Source organism: Bradyrhizobium sp. Ghvi (assembly GCF_900115265.1).
Classification (GTDB): Bacteria; Pseudomonadota; Alphaproteobacteria; order Rhizobiales; family Xanthobacteraceae; genus Bradyrhizobium.
The window spans coordinates 102,906-118,823 of record NZ_FOVU01000012.1; the positions used below are offsets into that span (position 1 = coordinate 102,906).

17 protein-coding genes, 1 tRNA gene and 1 pseudogene are annotated in these 15,918 nt (G+C 62.7%); 10 read left to right on the forward strand and 9 right to left on the reverse strand.

The window, feature by feature from the left end:
* Positions 1 to 141: 141 nt before the first annotated feature.
* Positions 142 to 1,524 (reverse strand): AAA family ATPase, encoded by a 1,383-nt coding sequence (locus BM374_RS31685; RefSeq protein WP_092301984.1) that lies wholly within the window; start codon positions 1,522 to 1,524, stop codon positions 142 to 144.
* Positions 1,521 to 1,946: a hypothetical protein gene (locus BM374_RS31690; protein WP_092301987.1), complete on the reverse strand. Its 426-nt coding sequence runs from the start codon at positions 1,944 to 1,946 to the stop codon at positions 1,521 to 1,523. The genes BM374_RS31685 and BM374_RS31690 overlap by 4 nt, the downstream gene beginning before the upstream one ends.
* Positions 1,947 to 2,063: 117 nt before the next feature.
* Here BM374_RS31690 and BM374_RS31695 point away from each other — a divergent pair, with 117 nt between their 5' ends.
* From BM374_RS31695 to BM374_RS31720, 6 genes are all read left to right on the forward strand, one after another.
* Entirely contained in the window at positions 2,064 to 2,528 is a 465-nt protein-coding gene (locus tag BM374_RS31695; protein ID WP_092301990.1) for a hypothetical protein, read from the forward strand.
* The gene (locus BM374_RS31700) at positions 2,525 to 3,943 is read left to right on the forward strand and encodes a phage portal protein (RefSeq protein WP_092301993.1); all 1,419 of its coding nucleotides are present in this window, start codon (positions 2,525 to 2,527) and stop codon (positions 3,941 to 3,943) included. The genes BM374_RS31695 and BM374_RS31700 overlap by 4 nt, the downstream gene beginning before the upstream one ends.
* On the forward strand, positions 3,936 to 5,702 hold the full coding sequence (locus tag BM374_RS31705) for a phage major capsid protein (protein WP_177248674.1): 1,767 nt from the start codon (positions 3,936 to 3,938) through the stop codon (positions 5,700 to 5,702). Before BM374_RS31700 ends, BM374_RS31705 begins: the two co-directional genes overlap by 8 nt.
* 3 nt (positions 5,703 to 5,705) lie before the next feature.
* Positions 5,706 to 5,921, forward strand: a complete 216-nt coding sequence (locus BM374_RS31710; protein ID WP_092301999.1) for a phage head-tail joining protein — start codon at positions 5,706 to 5,708, stop codon at positions 5,919 to 5,921.
* A 151-nt stretch (positions 5,922 to 6,072) separates the two neighbouring features.
* On the forward strand, positions 6,073 to 6,378 hold the full coding sequence (locus BM374_RS38895) for a helix-turn-helix transcriptional regulator (protein WP_177248675.1): 306 nt from the start codon (positions 6,073 to 6,075) through the stop codon (positions 6,376 to 6,378).
* Positions 6,329 to 7,492 carry a tyrosine-type recombinase/integrase gene (locus BM374_RS31720; RefSeq protein ID WP_092302002.1) on the forward strand — a complete coding sequence of 388 codons (1,164 nt, stop codon included), beginning with the start codon at positions 6,329 to 6,331 and terminating at the stop codon, positions 7,490 to 7,492. Before BM374_RS38895 ends, BM374_RS31720 begins: the two co-directional genes overlap by 50 nt.
* 8 nt (positions 7,493 to 7,500) lie before the next feature.
* Here BM374_RS31720 and BM374_RS31725 read toward each other — a convergent pair.
* Both BM374_RS31725 and BM374_RS31730 read right to left on the reverse strand, forming a co-directional pair.
* Positions 7,501 to 7,575: transfer RNA gene (locus BM374_RS31725), tRNA-Glu, on the reverse strand.
* Between the two features lie 57 nt (positions 7,576 to 7,632).
* The gene (locus BM374_RS31730) at positions 7,633 to 7,977 is read right to left on the reverse strand and encodes a hypothetical protein (protein ID WP_092302005.1); all 345 of its coding nucleotides are present in this window, start codon (positions 7,975 to 7,977) and stop codon (positions 7,633 to 7,635) included.
* On the opposite strand from BM374_RS31730, the gene BM374_RS31735 reads away from it, so the two are divergent.
* Both BM374_RS31735 and rpoH read left to right on the forward strand, forming a co-directional pair.
* Complete coding sequence (locus BM374_RS31735; protein WP_092302008.1) at positions 7,976 to 8,983, forward strand: RluA family pseudouridine synthase; 1,008 nt, start codon at positions 7,976 to 7,978, stop codon at positions 8,981 to 8,983. The genes BM374_RS31730 and BM374_RS31735 overlap by 2 nt on opposite strands.
* Before the next feature lie 218 nt (positions 8,984 to 9,201).
* Positions 9,202 to 10,101 carry an RNA polymerase sigma factor RpoH gene (rpoH, locus tag BM374_RS31740; protein WP_092302011.1) on the forward strand — a complete coding sequence of 300 codons (900 nt, stop codon included), beginning with the start codon at positions 9,202 to 9,204 and terminating at the stop codon, positions 10,099 to 10,101.
* Positions 10,102 to 10,261: 160 nt separating this feature from the next.
* Here rpoH and BM374_RS31745 read toward each other — a convergent pair whose 3' ends face one another.
* The 4 genes from BM374_RS31745 to BM374_RS31760 all read right to left on the reverse strand — a co-directional run bounded on the left by BM374_RS31745 (position 10,262) and on the right by BM374_RS31760 (position 13,764).
* On the reverse strand, positions 10,262 to 10,882 hold the full coding sequence (locus BM374_RS31745; RefSeq protein ID WP_092302014.1) for a peptidoglycan recognition protein family protein: 621 nt from the start codon (positions 10,880 to 10,882) through the stop codon (positions 10,262 to 10,264).
* A gap of 37 nt (positions 10,883 to 10,919) precedes the next feature.
* Entirely contained in the window at positions 10,920 to 12,122 is a 1,203-nt protein-coding gene (locus BM374_RS31750; protein WP_092302017.1) for a GGDEF domain-containing protein, read from the reverse strand.
* Positions 12,123 to 12,709: 587 nt separating this feature from the next.
* Positions 12,710 to 13,321, reverse strand: a complete 612-nt coding sequence (locus tag BM374_RS31755) for a LysE family translocator (RefSeq protein WP_092302020.1) — start codon at positions 13,319 to 13,321, stop codon at positions 12,710 to 12,712.
* Positions 13,322 to 13,389: 68 nt separating this feature from the next.
* On the reverse strand, positions 13,390 to 13,764 hold the full coding sequence (locus BM374_RS31760) for a response regulator (protein WP_092302132.1): 375 nt from the start codon (positions 13,762 to 13,764) through the stop codon (positions 13,390 to 13,392).
* Positions 13,765 to 13,890: 126 nt separating this feature from the next.
* Here BM374_RS31760 and BM374_RS31765 point away from each other — a divergent pair.
* Positions 13,891 to 14,070 (forward strand): annotated as a pseudogene (locus BM374_RS31765) (SDR family NAD(P)-dependent oxidoreductase); the annotation flags it as partial.
* A gap of 111 nt (positions 14,071 to 14,181) precedes the next feature.
* Here BM374_RS31765 and BM374_RS31770 read toward each other — a convergent pair.
* Positions 14,182 to 14,988 (reverse strand): lytic murein transglycosylase, encoded by an 807-nt coding sequence (locus tag BM374_RS31770; RefSeq protein WP_092302023.1) that lies wholly within the window; start codon positions 14,986 to 14,988, stop codon positions 14,182 to 14,184.
* 388 nt (positions 14,989 to 15,376) lie between these two features.
* Here BM374_RS31770 and BM374_RS31775 point away from each other — a divergent pair, with 388 nt between their 5' ends.
* On the forward strand, positions 15,377 to 15,901 hold the full coding sequence (locus BM374_RS31775; protein ID WP_092302026.1) for a hypothetical protein: 525 nt from the start codon (positions 15,377 to 15,379) through the stop codon (positions 15,899 to 15,901).
* The last annotated feature ends 17 nt before the right edge of the window (positions 15,902 to 15,918 follow it).

Here is a 15,918-nt window from a genome sequence, read left to right on the forward strand (position 1 = left end):
CTCCAGTCATTCCGACCGCCCCTCTGCTCTCCACTTCCAGTTAATCCCTAAAGGGATTTAACTGGAGCGGAGCAGATCAGTTGTTCCAGTTGCTCTAGTTCTGCTCCGGCCAACTGGAGCAACTGGAGCGGTCAGCATCCCTTAATCGTCGGCCACCTCAACGAACTTCTTCATCTGCCTGTTCTCGGCCTGCTTCTCGACCTCGATCAAAGCGCCCGTTTCACGCCAGGTCTTGATCAACGCAAGGACCTTGGCGCGGTCTTGCTTGTCGGCAAGGCTGAGGCCCAATGTTTTGGCAATGGCGATGCCGACCCAGCTATTCGCCCGCTGGTCGGCGCGCCATTGGCCCGCCTTGATCGCTTGAGCACACCGCTCGAAGTCCGATCCGGTGACCCCGGCCAGCAAGTCGGGCCACTCCCAGCGGGTCGCAACGCCGATCTCGTCGCCCTTCAGATCACCGAAGGGGTTGCCGCTGAGACGGGTCAGCAGGTTATTGTCGAGATCGACCGAAACCAGCTTGAACCAGTCCCGCTTGTCGGCTGGCTTCGTCAGGTTGGCCTTATCGGCATAGGCTGAGAAATAGGACCGATGCTGATCGACGCCTGCTTTCTTGGCTTCAGCTTCGGTCATGCGATTGAGCACACGAACGGAGCGACAGCCATCGGTCATCGCGACGCCGCCGCGCGCGCTTTGCACCGTGACCTCCTGTTCGCCCTTACGAACGTGGTGGACGAGCTCGACCGCGCAATTACCCTGATCGGCGACTTTGCCCCACTCCTTCACCACCATATCGATGGCGTTGTTGTCGTTCTCAGGAACCTTATGCGACGAAATAAACGGATCGACGATCACAACGTCGATGCCGCGCGCCTTAATCTCCGCGATCAGGGCGTCAACGACAGGCGCGCAGATCACAGTGTCGCGGCCTTCTGTCTTGGCGATGACAAGGGGACGTTCACGGCCATGGTCGATAAACAGCCGGTCGCCGATGTCGTTTTCCGTGAGCTTGAAGTATTTGGCGGTGGCTTGAATGCGACGTGTCGTCTCCACGGCTGGGTCTTCAAGATTGAAATACCAGACGCGCAACTGTTCGGAAGTGATGCCGAGCAACGCCTGCCCTGAGACCGTCGAGAGCATTTCGGCAATGATGAGCGACGATTTACCGAGACCGCCCGGCGCAATCGTGGCGCTGACATATTCACGGATGAGATGCTTGCCGTAAAGAAACTCTCGCATCGGAATTTGCTCTGGCGGCGTCCAGCGATACGGAGTTGCGCGCATCTGGCCGCGCAACATATGCTCCGAAATCTGAAGCGTCGTGCGGGCATTGGAAATCATTTTGCGGATATCGGCCGGGGTGTGACGGCGAAACGATGCGCAAAATGCCTGGATGTCATGGTCGGTTTCGTTATCCTTGATCAGCTCCTCGATGACCTGAGCCATGTTGTTGGATTGCACGATTAACGATGTTCGGCGCTTGAGCTGCGCCAAGAACGTCTTTTCGGCGTCTGCGATCTCGTTCATGCGCGCACCTCGCGCAGCAGGCGATCAACATCGCGACGGTTCACGCCGATGTAAGCGCTGACCGGCGCGAAGCCTTCGTTAGCCGGACCGTCCTCGCCGAACACGGGAATGATGTTGATGCCCATCTCCGACGCCGCGACCAGCACCGCGCCGCGCGAGATGTAGCCACGGCGGCTCAAGCGCTCGACATCATGCTTGAGCCAACCGATAGTCAGATACTCATCGGGCTGCACAGCGCGCGTCGGGCGACACCGAGCAAACACGGATTTGACGAGCTCGACTTGGCTGCGTTGGACGTCGTCCGGGATCGGATCGCCGAAATCCTCAGTCGAAAACCCGGCCGAACAGGCCCAATAGTCACCGATCTTCACCGGTCCGGTGGTGGACAGATCCGGAGCATAGCTGTAAGTTGTTGTTTCCATAAGTGATTTGGCTCCTCTAGGCCGCTTTCGGTCCGACAACCGGCGGCGAGCTTTTCTGCGTAAAAGCGTTCTTAATGTACTTGCATTATATCAGTTAATGCAAGTACATTAAGTCGCATGCACCTCGAAGCCCCGCAGTTCCCCATTCCTGAGGTCGCCGACGCAGTCGGTTGCCCGCGCCCGACGCTCGACGCGTGGCGCAATCGCCTCAACCTGTTCGCGGACACCGTGACGCGCACCAAGGTGGAGAAGCGCCTCTCCTTGACCGACGCTTGCGTGGCGCGCGCGGTCAAGCTGCTCACCGATGCTGGTATCAGCGCCAAAGGCGCAATCATGGCCGCCGATGACGATTTCGTGCGCTTGCAAATCTTCGCGCTCCTGAGCGGGGAAACCGTCAGCAGCGTGCTTGGTTTTCGTTGGGATGCGAAGGACGGCAATGAGAAGCCGGACCTCTACTTCCTCGATCAAAATGGCTTCCTCGACGTGTTGAGCAAAGCGGGCGGCGTCATGATCGTGATCGATCTGGCGGCCGTCGTTGCTCACGTGTGCAACGCCCTCAACATCCCCATTGATCGCAAATGACCAGCATCATCACCCGCACCCGCAACGCCTTCCGCGCCTTCACCCGCGCATTCTCCGGCTATGACATCGCAGGCGGCTCTGCTCGCTGGCCCGCAGCCTATGCGCTGCATTCGCCCGTCACCCAGCAGCTCGCCGCCGGTCGTCTCGCGTCGCGCAAGATCGCGCATCAGGCCGAGAACAATGCGCTCGTCAGCAGCATCATCTTGCACGGCGTGAACGCGATTGTCGGCGACGGCCCGACCGTTCGCGCGATGCATCCCAATCCCGAGACCGCCGCGCAACTGCTGCACGCCTGGAACAGCTTTTTCCAAGATTGCAGCGTCGAAGGCGGCATGTCGCTCGGCGGCTATCTGTCTCGCGCCGCTCGCGGCTTCTATGTCGATGGCGAGAGCTTCACTCAGCTTGTCACCGATCCAGCCACCATGCGCTTGAAGTTGCGCCTGTTGACGGCCGATCAGGTGGATCATTCCAAGACTGTTCCGTCGCTCGGACTGACCGGCGATATGCCCATGATCGTGGCCGGTGTTGAATTCGACGGCACCGGCCGCCGCGTTGCCTTCTGGGTTCTCCCGACGCCGCCGGACGCGCCGTGGGCCAGCGTCGAGCCTCCGGCCCGCATCTCTGCTCTCGACATCTGCCATGTGTTCGAACCGCGCTTTCCGGGCGCGCCGCGCGGTATGTCGCCGCTGACCGCCATTGCGCCGCTTGCCCTTGAACTCGATAACTGCATCGACGCGGCTGTCGTGAAGCTGCGCACCACTTGCCTTGTCGGCATGGTCGTTCGCGACCCTGAGGGCAATTTTCCTTTCGACCCGACGACCGATCCGGCATCGCTGTACCTCGAACCCGGCGCAACCCTGCGCTTGCCTCCCGGCGCTGATGTCAGCTTCCCGCCGACCTCTGAGATGAATACGGTCGCGGAAGTCTTGTCGCATATCGAGCGCTTGGTCTGCGCGGGCGCTGGCGTGCCCGCCTTCATGGCAACGGGCGACTTCGGCGCGATTAACTTTTCCGCTGGCAAGCTCGGCTTGGCGACCTTTCAGCGTCGCATCAAGGCGCTTCAGCAGAACCACATCGTCGCGCAGCTCTTGAACCCGATCTGGGATCGGCTGGTGCTGCTCGAAGTGCTGAGCGGACGCATGCGCGCGCCCGACTATGAGAGCAATCCTGAGCGCTACGGCGCGTCCTTCCTGTTCCCGGGCTGGCCCGCCATCGACGAATTGAAGAAAGCGAAAGCCGACACGCTCGCGGTCGCCGCCAAGCTGCGCTCGCGTCAAGAAATCATCAGCGAAGGCGGGCGCGATCCCGCCGACGTTGATGCCGAAATCGAGAACGACCCCTTTGCCGCCGATGATTTGTCGGCAAGCGCTGGCTCGATTGCCAGCCAGAACGAAACGGAGAATGAGAATGCGTAATTCAACTGCCCTCTTGCTGCGCGAAAGCGCAGTTGACCTGACCCGCCGCGACGCGATCCCGCGTCCGCGCACGTTCGACGGCGAGGCGATGACCGTCGAAGCCGTCATCGCATCGACCACGCCGGTTCGGCGTCGTGATGCGCGTGGCGACTTTCTCGAAATCCTCGATCCTTCGGGGCTCGACCTCGCCGTCACTCGTGGCGCGTCCGTTCTCGACAGCCACCAGCAGGGCGGCATCGACAATGTGATTGGCGTGATTGATGACGTGCGCGTTGAAGGCAACGAAGTCATTGCTCGTATCCGCTTCTCGTCGCGTCCCGAGATCGCGCCGGTCGTGACTGACATCCGCAACGGCATCATCCGCAATGTGTCAGTCGGCTATGAAGTCGGCGAGTGGAAGGCGGGTAAAGATGCCAGCGGCGCGCGTACCATGACTGCTGTTCGCTGGTCGGTGCGTGAGGCCAGCTTTGTCGCCGTGCCCGCCGATCCCACGGCGCGCACCCGCGCCGCCAACGATGACCGTGCCATCCGTGAACTCGGCCGTCGTGCCGGTGTCGCGACGGATCGCGTCAACACCCTGGTCGAATGTGGCGCGAGCATCGATGATGCGCGCCGCGCTTTTCTCAATGACATGCTCGACCGTTCCGTGACGGTTCGTAGCGCAGGAACCACGAACATGCACAACGCTGCCACTCTCGACAATCCCGACGTTTTCCAGCGCGCCGCTGCTGAAGCCATGTATATGCGTATCGTGCCGAGCTTCACGCCGTCGCCGCAGGCTCGTCAGTATATCGGCATGAGCTGTGCCGACATCGCCCGCGAATGTTTGCATCGTTCTGGCATCTCGACGCTCGGCATGACTGCGCCGAGCCTGATCACCCGCGCTTTGCAGACCACCAGCGACTATCCGGCGCTGCTCGCGAACTTGATGAACAAGTCGCTGCGCGAAGCCTACCAGATCGCGCCGAGCGGTGTCCGCCGCATCGCCCGCCAGACTGAGGCCAACGACTTCCGCGCCAAGAGCCGCATTCAGATCGATCATTCCGGCTTCACGCTCGACCTGATCAACGAGAGCGCCGAGTATCCCTATGGTGCCTTCATTGACAGCGCTGAGAGCTATAGCGTCGCGACCTACGGCAAGATTTTCGCCATCACGCGCAAAGCGCTGGTCAACGACGACCTTGGCGGTCTTGGCGACGTGACGCAGCGGCTTGGCCTCGCTGCGGCTGAATTCGAACGCCAGAAGCTCGTTGACCTGATCGTGCAGAATGCGGGTCTCGGCCCGACCATGTCCGACAGCCTGACGCTCTTCCACGCGAGCCACGGCAATGTCGGCACGGGCGGCGTTCCGAGCGAGACGAGCTTGTCAGAAGCGCGCCTGTTGATGCGCAACCAGACCGGCCCCGGCGGCGGCGGCATCAGCGTCGTGCCGCGCTACCTGATTGTGCCGAGCGCGTTGGAGACCAACGCCGAGAAGCTGATCACGTCGGTTCAGGCGACGCAGACCGCCAACGTCAATCCGTTCGCGTTCCTCGATCTGATCGTCGAGCCGCGCTTGACCGATACCCATCGCTGGTACTTGTCGGCCGATCCGGCACTGCTGCCCTGCATTGAGTTCGCCTATCTGGCGGGCGCGCCGGGTCCGCAGACCGAGAGCCGCGCGGGCTTCGAGGTCGATGGCGTTCAGACCAAGGTGCGTCTGGACTACGGCTGTGGTGCCGTGGAGTGGCGCGGCCTCGTGACGAACGCGGGTCAGTAAGCGATGGCTGATCTCGCGACGTTGCAGGCGCAGCTCGACGCATTGAAGCGGGCGTACCGCTCTGGTGTCCGGACTGTCGAATATGACGGTCGCTCGACTTCTTACGTCAGCGGCGAGGAGATGCGCGCGGCTATCGCGTCACTTCAGAGCGAGATCGCGCAGATCATGGGCACCACGACGCCGACAGTCGCCGTCGTGCGCTCGACGAAAGGTTATTGAGCTTCGGCACAGGACGAAATGCGGGCGACGCGGCCAGCCCAACAACGGAAAGCCAACCTCCCCGCTGTGCCGGGTGTCCTTTGGGGGGTCAAGGTCGGCAAGGCCGCAGATATCGAAGGCTATTAACTGGACGCACATGAAAGGATCGTCCTTGCCCATCGGCTACATCCTCGGCGTGCTCAGCCGCGAGCAAGCCGCCGAGTATGTCTGCGTCAGTCCAAGCCTGTTCGATGAAATGGTAGCCATGGGGCGCATGCCCAAGGCTGTCATCTTGTCGGAGCGGCGCTTCGGCTGGATACAGCGCGAGCTTGACATAGCCATTGCGGCACTTCCGCGAAAGGATCACATTGAAGCTGTCGCGCCTATCGCATTGAGCGACAAGGACCGGCAGGCATTGGAGCGATTTGATGCAGCCCGTAAATCCGCCAAGGCGCAAAAACCTGTTGCCCAACATTGACGCCGTTGTTGACCGGCGCAATGGGCAGGAAACCGTCCGGTACTACTACCGGATCGGCAAAGGCCCCCGCACGCCACTGAGCGGCGTGCCGTACACTGACGAATTCATGTTATCGTATAAGGCGGCGGCGGAAGGTCGCACGGGCATCGCCATGCCCTCGCTGGCGCGTCGCTCCACGGAAGTGCGCACCATCTCGACGCTGATCGCGCAGTACAAGGCGAACAACGCGCAGTTTAAAGCCAATCGAGATGGGACAACCAAGAAGGGCTACACTTCGCGGCTCAACGCTATTGATCGCGACTACGGCGATTGTCCGCTGATCGGCTTTACGCGTGAGCGCATCATCGATTTTCTTGACGACTTCGATGACCGCCCTGGTTCAGGTCTCGACACCCACAAGAAGTTCAAAATTCTCATCAAGCACGCCATCGACATCAAGTGGATGACGGGCGACCCGATGGTCGGGCTGAAACGGCCCAAAGGCGGCTCGATCCGGTCATGGACCGAGGACGAAGTTGAGCAGTTCAAAGAGCGGTGGCCGCTCGGCACGCGCCAGCGTCTTGCGTTTTGCCTGACCGAGTATCTGGGGCAGCGGCGCAGCGACACCCATCGCATGGCTTGGAGCGACATCAACCCCCGTACCGGACGCATCAAGGTGGTGCAGCAGAAGACTGAGGCTAAGCTGGAAATTCCGATCCACGAGGACCTGCTGTATGTGCTCGACGACGCGCACGCGCGGCGAGGCACGGTGGTGGGGCTGAATGATCCAATCATCAAAACCGAAGCCGGGATCGGCTTCACAGTGGCAGGGTTCTCGGATTGGCTTCGTGACGCGATCACCGCAGCGGGCCTGCCGCTTGACTGCAAGCCGCACGGACTTCGTCACTTGGCAGGCGTGCGCATGGCGGAAGCCGGATGCACCGACGAGGAAATGATGGCGGTGCTCGGGCATCGCTCGGCCACGAGCTTGCGCATCTACACGCAAGGAGCCAAGCAGCGGCAACTTGCCGAGAACGCGATCACCAAGCTCGAACAGAACCGGCACAAGCCTTCCCCAACACGCGGCTTCAAATTTGGGGAGCTGCCGAAAAGGGACGTGAAAACAGGGGGCTAGAAAAAGGCTGGCGCTCCCTAGGGGAATCGAACCCCTGTTTCAGCCTTGAGAGGGCCGCGTCCTAACCGCTAGACGAAGGGAGCGTGAGGGGTACCGAATAGCCTCGAAATTTGTCCGCCGCAAGGACCCAAGGAGCCGTTTTACGGCTCATTGGCAAATTTCAGCTTTCCCGCCGGCTTGAGCGTCTGGGCATCGAAGGTGCGGATCTCGGTGACCCCACCGATATCGAGCGTGACGACGAGACGGTCGCCGGCGAGGCCGGTGGAGACGATTTTGGCGCCTTTCGGCAGGGTAGCGATGACGTCGCCCACGGACCCGGCCGCCCTTCCCTCCGACTTGAAAAGGCGGTAGCCCACCGCGATCAGGACGGCGCAGACGGCCAGCGCCGTGGTCAACCCCGCGATCAGCATCATCCGCCGCACCCGCGCGAACAGCGCGGCCTGCTCGGGGGTCGGTTCGGGAACAGCGGTATCAGACGTCGTCATGCAAAGCTCAGGTTCAGCGCAGCGGTTGGAAGTCGTGGTCGAAGGCGACGAGGGCTCGGCCAGGCTCGACCGCGTGCTGGCGGCGCGCCTTCCCGAGCTGTCGCGATCAAGGCTGAAAGCCCTGATTCTGGCGGGCGCCGTGACCCTGAAGGCCGCCGAGGTCCGCGACCCCGCTTATCACGTCGCTTCAGGCGATACGATCATAATCGCTGTGCCGGAAGCGGCTCCGCCGGAGCCCAAGGGCGAGGACATCGCGCTCGATATCGTGTTCGAGGACGACGACATCATCGTCATCAACAAGCCCAAAGGACTGGTCGTGCACCCCGCAGCCGGCCACGAGACCGGCACCCTGGTGAATGCGCTGATCGCCCATTGCGGCACCTCGCTGTCGGGCATCGGCGGGGTCCGCCGGCCCGGCATCGTGCACCGACTGGACAAGGACACGACCGGCCTGATGGTGGTGGCCAAGAACGACCTCGCCCATGCCTCGCTCACTGCCCAATTCGCCGATCACGGCCGCACCGGGCCGATGCGGCGTGGCTATATGGCATTCGCCTGGGGAGTGCCGGGGCGGCACCGCGGCACCGTCGATGCGCCGATCGACCGCCACCCGCATGCGCGGGAAAAAATGGCGGTGCGCCAGGGTGGTCGCGAGGCGGTGACCCATTGGGAGCTGCTCGAGAGTTTTGCCGGCCGCGACGGCAAACCGGTCGCGGCTTTGCTGGCCTGCGAACTCGAGACCGGCCGCACCCACCAGATCCGCGTCCACCTCGCCCATATCGGCCATCCCTTGATGGGCGACGCCGTCTATGGTCCCCATTTCAAGACCAAGGCCAACCAGCTCGGCCCCGAGTCGCAGGCTGCCCTAACGGCGCTCGGCCGGCAGGCCCTGCATGCCTATTTGCTGGTATTAGAGCACCCCAGAACCGGAGAACTTCTGCACTGGGAGACGGGTCTGCCGGCGGATTTGCTTCTCCTCGAAAGCCCCCTGAAAGCGGCGCTATGACGCAGGGGCTTTGAGAAAACCGTTACCTTACAAAAAGTTATGGCTGCCACACGGGGACGTGACGTCAGCAATCCTTCCCTTTTTGCCCCCCGATGGAGTATATTGCGCCTGCGTTGGAAATGACCAACGTGGAACATCGCAGCTACGATCGGCTTTAACCAAGCGGTCGTCTGCCTGGCCCGCCGCTATCGGGGGCCTGAACCTTGGAGGGCTTACATATGGCCCGTACCGCTGCTTTGCCGGTCCTCAATGGAGAATCCGGCCTCTCTCGCTACCTCGCCGAGATCCGCAAATTCCCGATGCTGGAGCCCCAGCAGGAATACATGCTCGCCAAGCGTTGGCGCGAGCATGACGATCGCGACGCGGCACATCAACTCGTCACCAGCCATCTCCGGCTCGTGGCCAAGATCGCCATGGGCTATCGCGGCTACGGCTTGCCGATCTCCGAGGTCGTCTCGGAAGGCAACGTCGGCCTGATGCAGGCGGTGAAGCGCTTCGAGCCTGAAAAGGGCTTCCGTCTTGCCACCTATGCGATGTGGTGGATCAAGGCGTCGATTCAAGAGTACATCCTGCGTTCCTGGTCGCTCGTGAAGATGGGTACCACCGCGAACCAGAAGAAGCTGTTCTTCAACCTGCGCAAGGCGAAGAGCAAGATCAACGCGCTGGAAGAGGGCGATCTCCGCCCCGACCAGGTCAAGATCATTGCCAAGCGCCTCGGCGTCACGGATCAGGACGTGATCGACATGAACCGCCGCCTCGGTGGCGATGCGTCGCTCAACGCGCCGATCCGCGACGACGGCGAAGCCGGCGAATGGCAGGACTGGCTGGTCGACAACACGCCCAACCAGGAAGCCATGATGGCGGAGCACGAGGAGTATGACCACCGCCGTGACGCGCTGAACGGCGCCATGGGCGTGCTCAACCCGCGTGAACGCCGCATCTTCGAGGCCCGTCGCCTTGCCGATGAGCCGATGACGCTGGAAGACCTTGCCGCCGAGTTCGGTGTGTCGCGCGAGCGCGTCCGCCAGATCGAGGTCCGCGCCTTCGAGAAGGTGCAGTCCGCGGTCAAGGGCACGATCGCAAGGCAGGAACAGGCTGCGCTGGAAGCCGCGCACTGAGCGAAGGCTTTCCGCGCCACATTGGCGGATCGAGACGAGACCAAAAGCCGGCGGCAACGCCGGCTTTTTTTGTTGCATGAACTTGAGCATGTCCGCGAGCAACGCCGGCTGGACTAGAGCGACGAGGTCTCGGCCTCCGCCGGCTCGTCTGCACGCGCCCTCACTTCCCCCACGTGCGCGCCAGCGTCGCGAGCCAGCAGCCTTCGCAATAGCGGGCGTCCTTGAAGTCGATCCAATTATGGGCATAGACGTGGTCGAGCGGAATGCCGTAACGCGCGCGCAGCACCTGGACCAGGATCTTCCAGGCCGCGACCTGCGCCGCGGTCGGACCGATCGTGACATCGGGATAGTTGCCGGCGAACTCGACGCCGATCGAATTGTCGCGCACGACCTGATGATAGGTCGCGCTGTTGTCGATGTATTTGTTGTCGTTGCGATTGGCGCCGTCGGTGTGGGTCGGCACCAGATCGTCTGGGACCGACCAGTAGACCGTGCCATCGGTCTCGACCCAGACCATCACGCCGCGCCGGGTGGGATTCTTCGATTGCGCCTCGGCGCCGCCGCGCGCCGAGCCCGCCGGCCCTTCGGTCTGGTGCACGATGATGTTGCGCCAGGGATGGGCGTTGGCGAGATCGCCCCACGGCGCGAGCCAGACCACCTTCAGCCCGGGAATGTCGGGCGTGCCGCGGCTGCGTGCGAGCCTTGCAAGCCCGTCATCGTTGGCGGCGGCGGGAGCGATCAGAACAGCGGCCAGAACAGCCACGACAAGGCGAAATATCATCACGGGGGATCCAAGGGCGGATCCGAACCTAGCAGATCTATGCGAATTTGCGCGCGGCTTCGACCGGCTCGGGCAACAGCGGAGGGGCCGGATCGTAGACGGCAAAATCGTTCTTGCCGTTCTTCTTGGCGGCATAAAGGGCGTGGTCGGCATGGGCGATCAGCCTGTCGGGGAATTGACCAATGCCGCGATCCCATTCCGCAACACCGATCGAGATCGCGATCGGGATGTCGTTGCCGGAGCAGGTGGCGGCGTCCTGGCGGCAGACCTCGAGAATGCGGCGGGCGATCAGCGCGCCCTCGCGCATGGATGAGGATGGCAGCACGACGCAGAACTCGTCGCCGCCGGTACGCGCGAGCATGTCGCCCGGCCGCAAGCGCGTCTGTGCCATCAAGGTGAAGTGCTGAAGGCAGGCATCGCCCGCGGCGTGGCCATGGGTGTCGTTGATGGTCTTGAAGCCGTCGAGGTCGATCACCAGCAGCGAGAACGGCTCATTGCTGCGCTCCGAACGGGCGCATTCCTCCGACAGCCGCTGCAACAGATGGCGGCGATTGGCGACGCCGGTGAGATCGTCGAGCAGCGCGAGATCTGCAACCTCGTTGCGCAGCCGATCCATCGCCATCAGCAGGAAGCCGAAATTGAGGGTCATCGACAAGAACAGCAGACCGAGCACCAGGAAGCCATGGACCTGACCGCCGCCTCGCGCCGAGAAGTCGTAGCCGAACAGATTGCCCGCCGTGCGCGTCACGAACATGGCGATAATGGCGATGATGACCGTGCCTGACAGCCGCGCGCCCGGACTGGCACGGCCTTCGGGCGGCGACAGCAACAGGGGCAGCGCCACCACCAGCGGCACGGCCTGCCCGAGCGTGTAGCTCGCCATGCGCAGCAGCATGTGATCGAAGACGAACAGAAACACCAGAATGCCGGCGAAGCTCAACGCGGTCGTTGCGGTCATGAGACGCCACGTCACCGGCTGGTCGTAGAAGCGCTGGATACCCATGGCTGCAAGGCAGCACCCCGTGATGATGCCGACAGCGCCGGCCGCGGTCGGCACGGGGGAATCGATGAGCAGGCGGACCAGCGCGGTCATCGCGCCGCCGGCGCCGACGAACGCCGATGCCATCCAGAACCGCGCCGCCGCGAATTTGGGATAGGAGCGCGCCACGTAGGCCCAGATCAGGCCTAGCGCGAGGAAATTGATGATGAACACGGTCCAGAGTGTCGGCACGCTCAGCATGACGACATCGGGACATGCCACGTCCCGCCCCCTTCGATCGGCCACCGTCCGTCCATCACCGCCCCCGTGTTCTTGCGGTGATCATGCGCGAGTTGCACTTAACGGAACCTCACTGCGACCGTCGAAAACGCGCCCTTGGTTTTGGATTCATGAATGCGGGGATCTCGATTATCAGATCGTTAGGCACGTCGCGGGCGTCGATGCATGCGCATGGCGAAGCGGATTCGCAGGCCAAAATCACCTGAAAATGCATCTGAGCTGTGGATAACGGGATGACACAGATGTGACGACGCAGGGCAGCGAGGCGCGAATCTGCTGAGTTTGTCATCGAGGATGTTGCGAGGCTGGCCCTCCGCCGAGCGTTCCTCGTGTCGCGTTTCACCATTAACCCTTAAGAGGATCCTATGGCTAAGAAAGCGAAGAAGGCGACGAAGAAGAAGGCGAAAAAGGCCAAGAAGGCGAAGAAGAAGTAACGCGGCTTCTTTTTCTTTGCCCGGGTGGAGCACGCTCCGCCCGGGCGTCGGGTCGAACGGGGTTGAAGGTGGCGGGCGAAAGGCCCGCTTTTTTGTTGGCTATCTTTTCATTGGCTATCGCTCGGCAAAGGCGAGCTTGGCCCCTAACAGGGCAAAGCCGGCAGCGAAGGAGCGGCGCAGCCAGGCCATCACACCGGGGCGGGAGATCACGCGCTCGCGCACGGACGCCGCGCAGAGGCCGTAGACGACGAACACCGCAAAGGTCATCGCCATGAAGGCGCCGCTCAATTCAAGCATCCGCGCCAGCACATGCGTCTCGTCCGCCGCGATGAATTGCGGCAGGAAAGCGAGAAAGAAGATCGAGAGCTTCGGGTTGAGGATGTTGATCAGGAAGCCAGTGACGATGACCCGGGCGCTGGAGCGCTCCCTGATATCAGCCTCGACCGCGAGCGCCCCGCTCTCGCGTAGCGCCTGCCAGGACATGTAGAGCAGATAGGCCACGCCGCACCATTTCAGCGCGGCGAAAGCGAGCGCGCTGGTATGGAGCACGGCGGCGAGGCCGAGCATCGCAGCACACATGTGCGGCACGATCCCCAGCGTACAGCCGAAGGCCGCCGCGACACTGGCGCGCGAGCCCCGCGTCAGTGCGGCAGCCAGCGTGTAGAGAACACCGGTACCCGGTGAAGCCACGACGATGAGCGAGGTGAGCAGGAAGGACCAGGACATGTCCTGTTCGTACCACCCCTGACGCGGTCGGAGAAGTCACGACACGGTCAGCGCAGCGCGTGCGCGCCTCAGTTCAGCTGGGCGATTTCGGCTTCACGCAATACGTCGAGCGGCGCCCATGGCTTGGCCCAGAACTTCGCACCGGCGGGCAAGGGCTGCATCAAGGGGCGGCCGGAGGTCACGACCACGTCGAGCTTCGGATTGCGGTCCTTGGCGACGTGCGCGAGCTCGACACCGTTCATGCGGCCGGCGAGTTGGACGTCGGTCAGCATCAGGCAGAGTGCGCCGGCACTTTTCTCCAGCACAAGCTCGGCCGCCTCGGCGCTCTCACACTGGATAACTTGATAGCCACTTTCCTCCAGGAGAAGGCACAGCATCTCCCGCTGCATGAGGTCGTCCTCAACGATGAGTGCCGTTGCCGTGAATGGCTCTGATTGTCTCATTGGTGGCTCCCAATGCTTGGCCTTGCCCAAGTAATCCATGTTAAAACGGGAACCGGAGGACGGTTCTGTTCCAATCTGAAAAAATGTAAATTGTTGTTCCCCGTTCGGAGCTTGACGGAAGATCTCATGACGGCGATTCGCGGCGCGGCCGCTATCACGGGAGCGGCGAGCGGCATCGGTCGCGCGCTCACAATCGAGCTTGCGCAACGCGGCTGCGACCTCGCGCTCGCCGATCGTGACGAGGCCGGCTTGAAAACGCTTCCCGCCGAAATCGGAGCGCAACGCAAGATCAGCGTGCATCGCGTTCTTCCGCCCGGGGACGTATTGGGCGCCGTTGCAGCGGCGGATCGAGAAGATGGCGAAGGGGACGTGAGGCGAAAACGTCGCCTCACGCTCCGCTCTCGTAGGTGGATGTGGTTACTGCCCCACCAGCCGGTCCGCAAAATACCCGATCGTCTTGCGGTAGATCACGGCCCTGTTCCACTCGCGCATCGCTTCGAAATTGGCCGAGCCTTCGCCATAGGGCTGGCCCATCTTGAAGCCGTTCGAGTGCAAGAGGTTCGCGGTCGAGGCGAGCACGTCGGGGACGCTGTGGCGGAGGTCGACATGGCCGTCGCCGTCGAAATCCACGCCGTACTTGATGTAGGACGACGGCAGGAACTGGGTCTGGCCGATCTCGCCGGCATAGGCGCCGATCAGGTCGCGCAGCGGCAGGTCGCCGCGCTGCACGATCTTGAGCGCGGCGAGCAGTTCACCCTGGAACAGCTCGGTGCGGCGGCAATCATGCGCGAGTGTCGCAAGCGTGCGGATCACCGGCAGCTTGCCCATGTCGCCCTTGCCGAAATCGCTCTCCAGGCCCCAGATCGCGACCAGGATCTGCCGGGGCACGCCGAACTGCTGCTCGATGCGCGAGAGCAGCGCGGCATGACGCTGCAGCAGCGCGCGCCCGCCATTGATGCGCCCGGCGCCGACGCGGGTCGAGACATACTGCTCGAAGGTCTTGTTGAAGGTGTAGCGCTGGCGGCGGTCGAAGGCGAGCACGGCGCCATCGGGGGTGATGCCGCTGAACGCCGCGCTGGTCACGCCCGCCGACACGCCTGCGGCTTGCGCCTCCGCGCTCATGCCGGCGATGAAACTGTTGAAGTCGCCACCGCAACGCGCGGCCTCGGCCGAGCCGCCGGCCAGGGAGACGATGACGGCGGCGGCGAAAAGCGATCTCAACATCGGACAAGCATCCTCATGAACTGGGCGCGAAACTTTGGCGCGAAGCAGAATGCGATCATGCCCGGGAACGGGATTCACGTCAAAGCGACACGGAACCGATCAGTCTGATACCCGCGATCAACGGCACTGAGACAAAAACCGCAAAACAACCCCATGCACAGTAGGAGCAGCGCGTCCGCCGATTTTGATTTTCCGAATTCGAGTTGACCCGTCGGGCAAAACAGGCGTATGGTGCCAGCATCGCAAAGTCCGGGCGTTGGCCCCCGCCCGCGACGCGCCCGTTGAAAGTGGCCAGCGTCAAGGCGGCAGGTTTGATCCGCATCAACGTGGCTCACGGCCTCGTTCATAGACTGGGATCAACAGGAGCGCCCGCGCAGGAGACCAGCCCATGACCGGAATTACCCTCACCACTGAGCAGATCCGCAACGCGCCCGCGCCCGTGCGGCAATGGATCGAGCAGGAGGTGATCAGTTCGCTCGGCCTTGCGCCGCGCCCGCCTGTCGCCGCACCTAGCCAAACCGCCCATCTCGTCGCCTGCAGCGTGGATGATGTGGCCGGCGTGCTCGAGCACATCCGCGGCACGTTCCCGGCGGTGAACGTTCTCTTAGAGTTCGGCCGGCCCGGCATCACCTACGGCGAGCCCGCGGTGATGACGTTCCGCCTGATGGATATCCTGCATCACACGCGGCTGCAGGAGATCGGGCAAGTCATGACCTGTCTGGAGATGATCAACCAGGCGCTGACCGTGGTCAGGAAAGATCCAACCGCGCGGTTCTGCGGCTACGACAATGAGGGCCACTGCCTGATCGCGCCGCAGACGCAGGCCAGCATCGCGACGCTCTGGCAGGGCATGATGGAACGCCAGCAGGCGCAGCAGCCCGGGGCGGACGACCGGATCGCGCCGGCGGCGTAAGGCGGGCGACCCGCAAA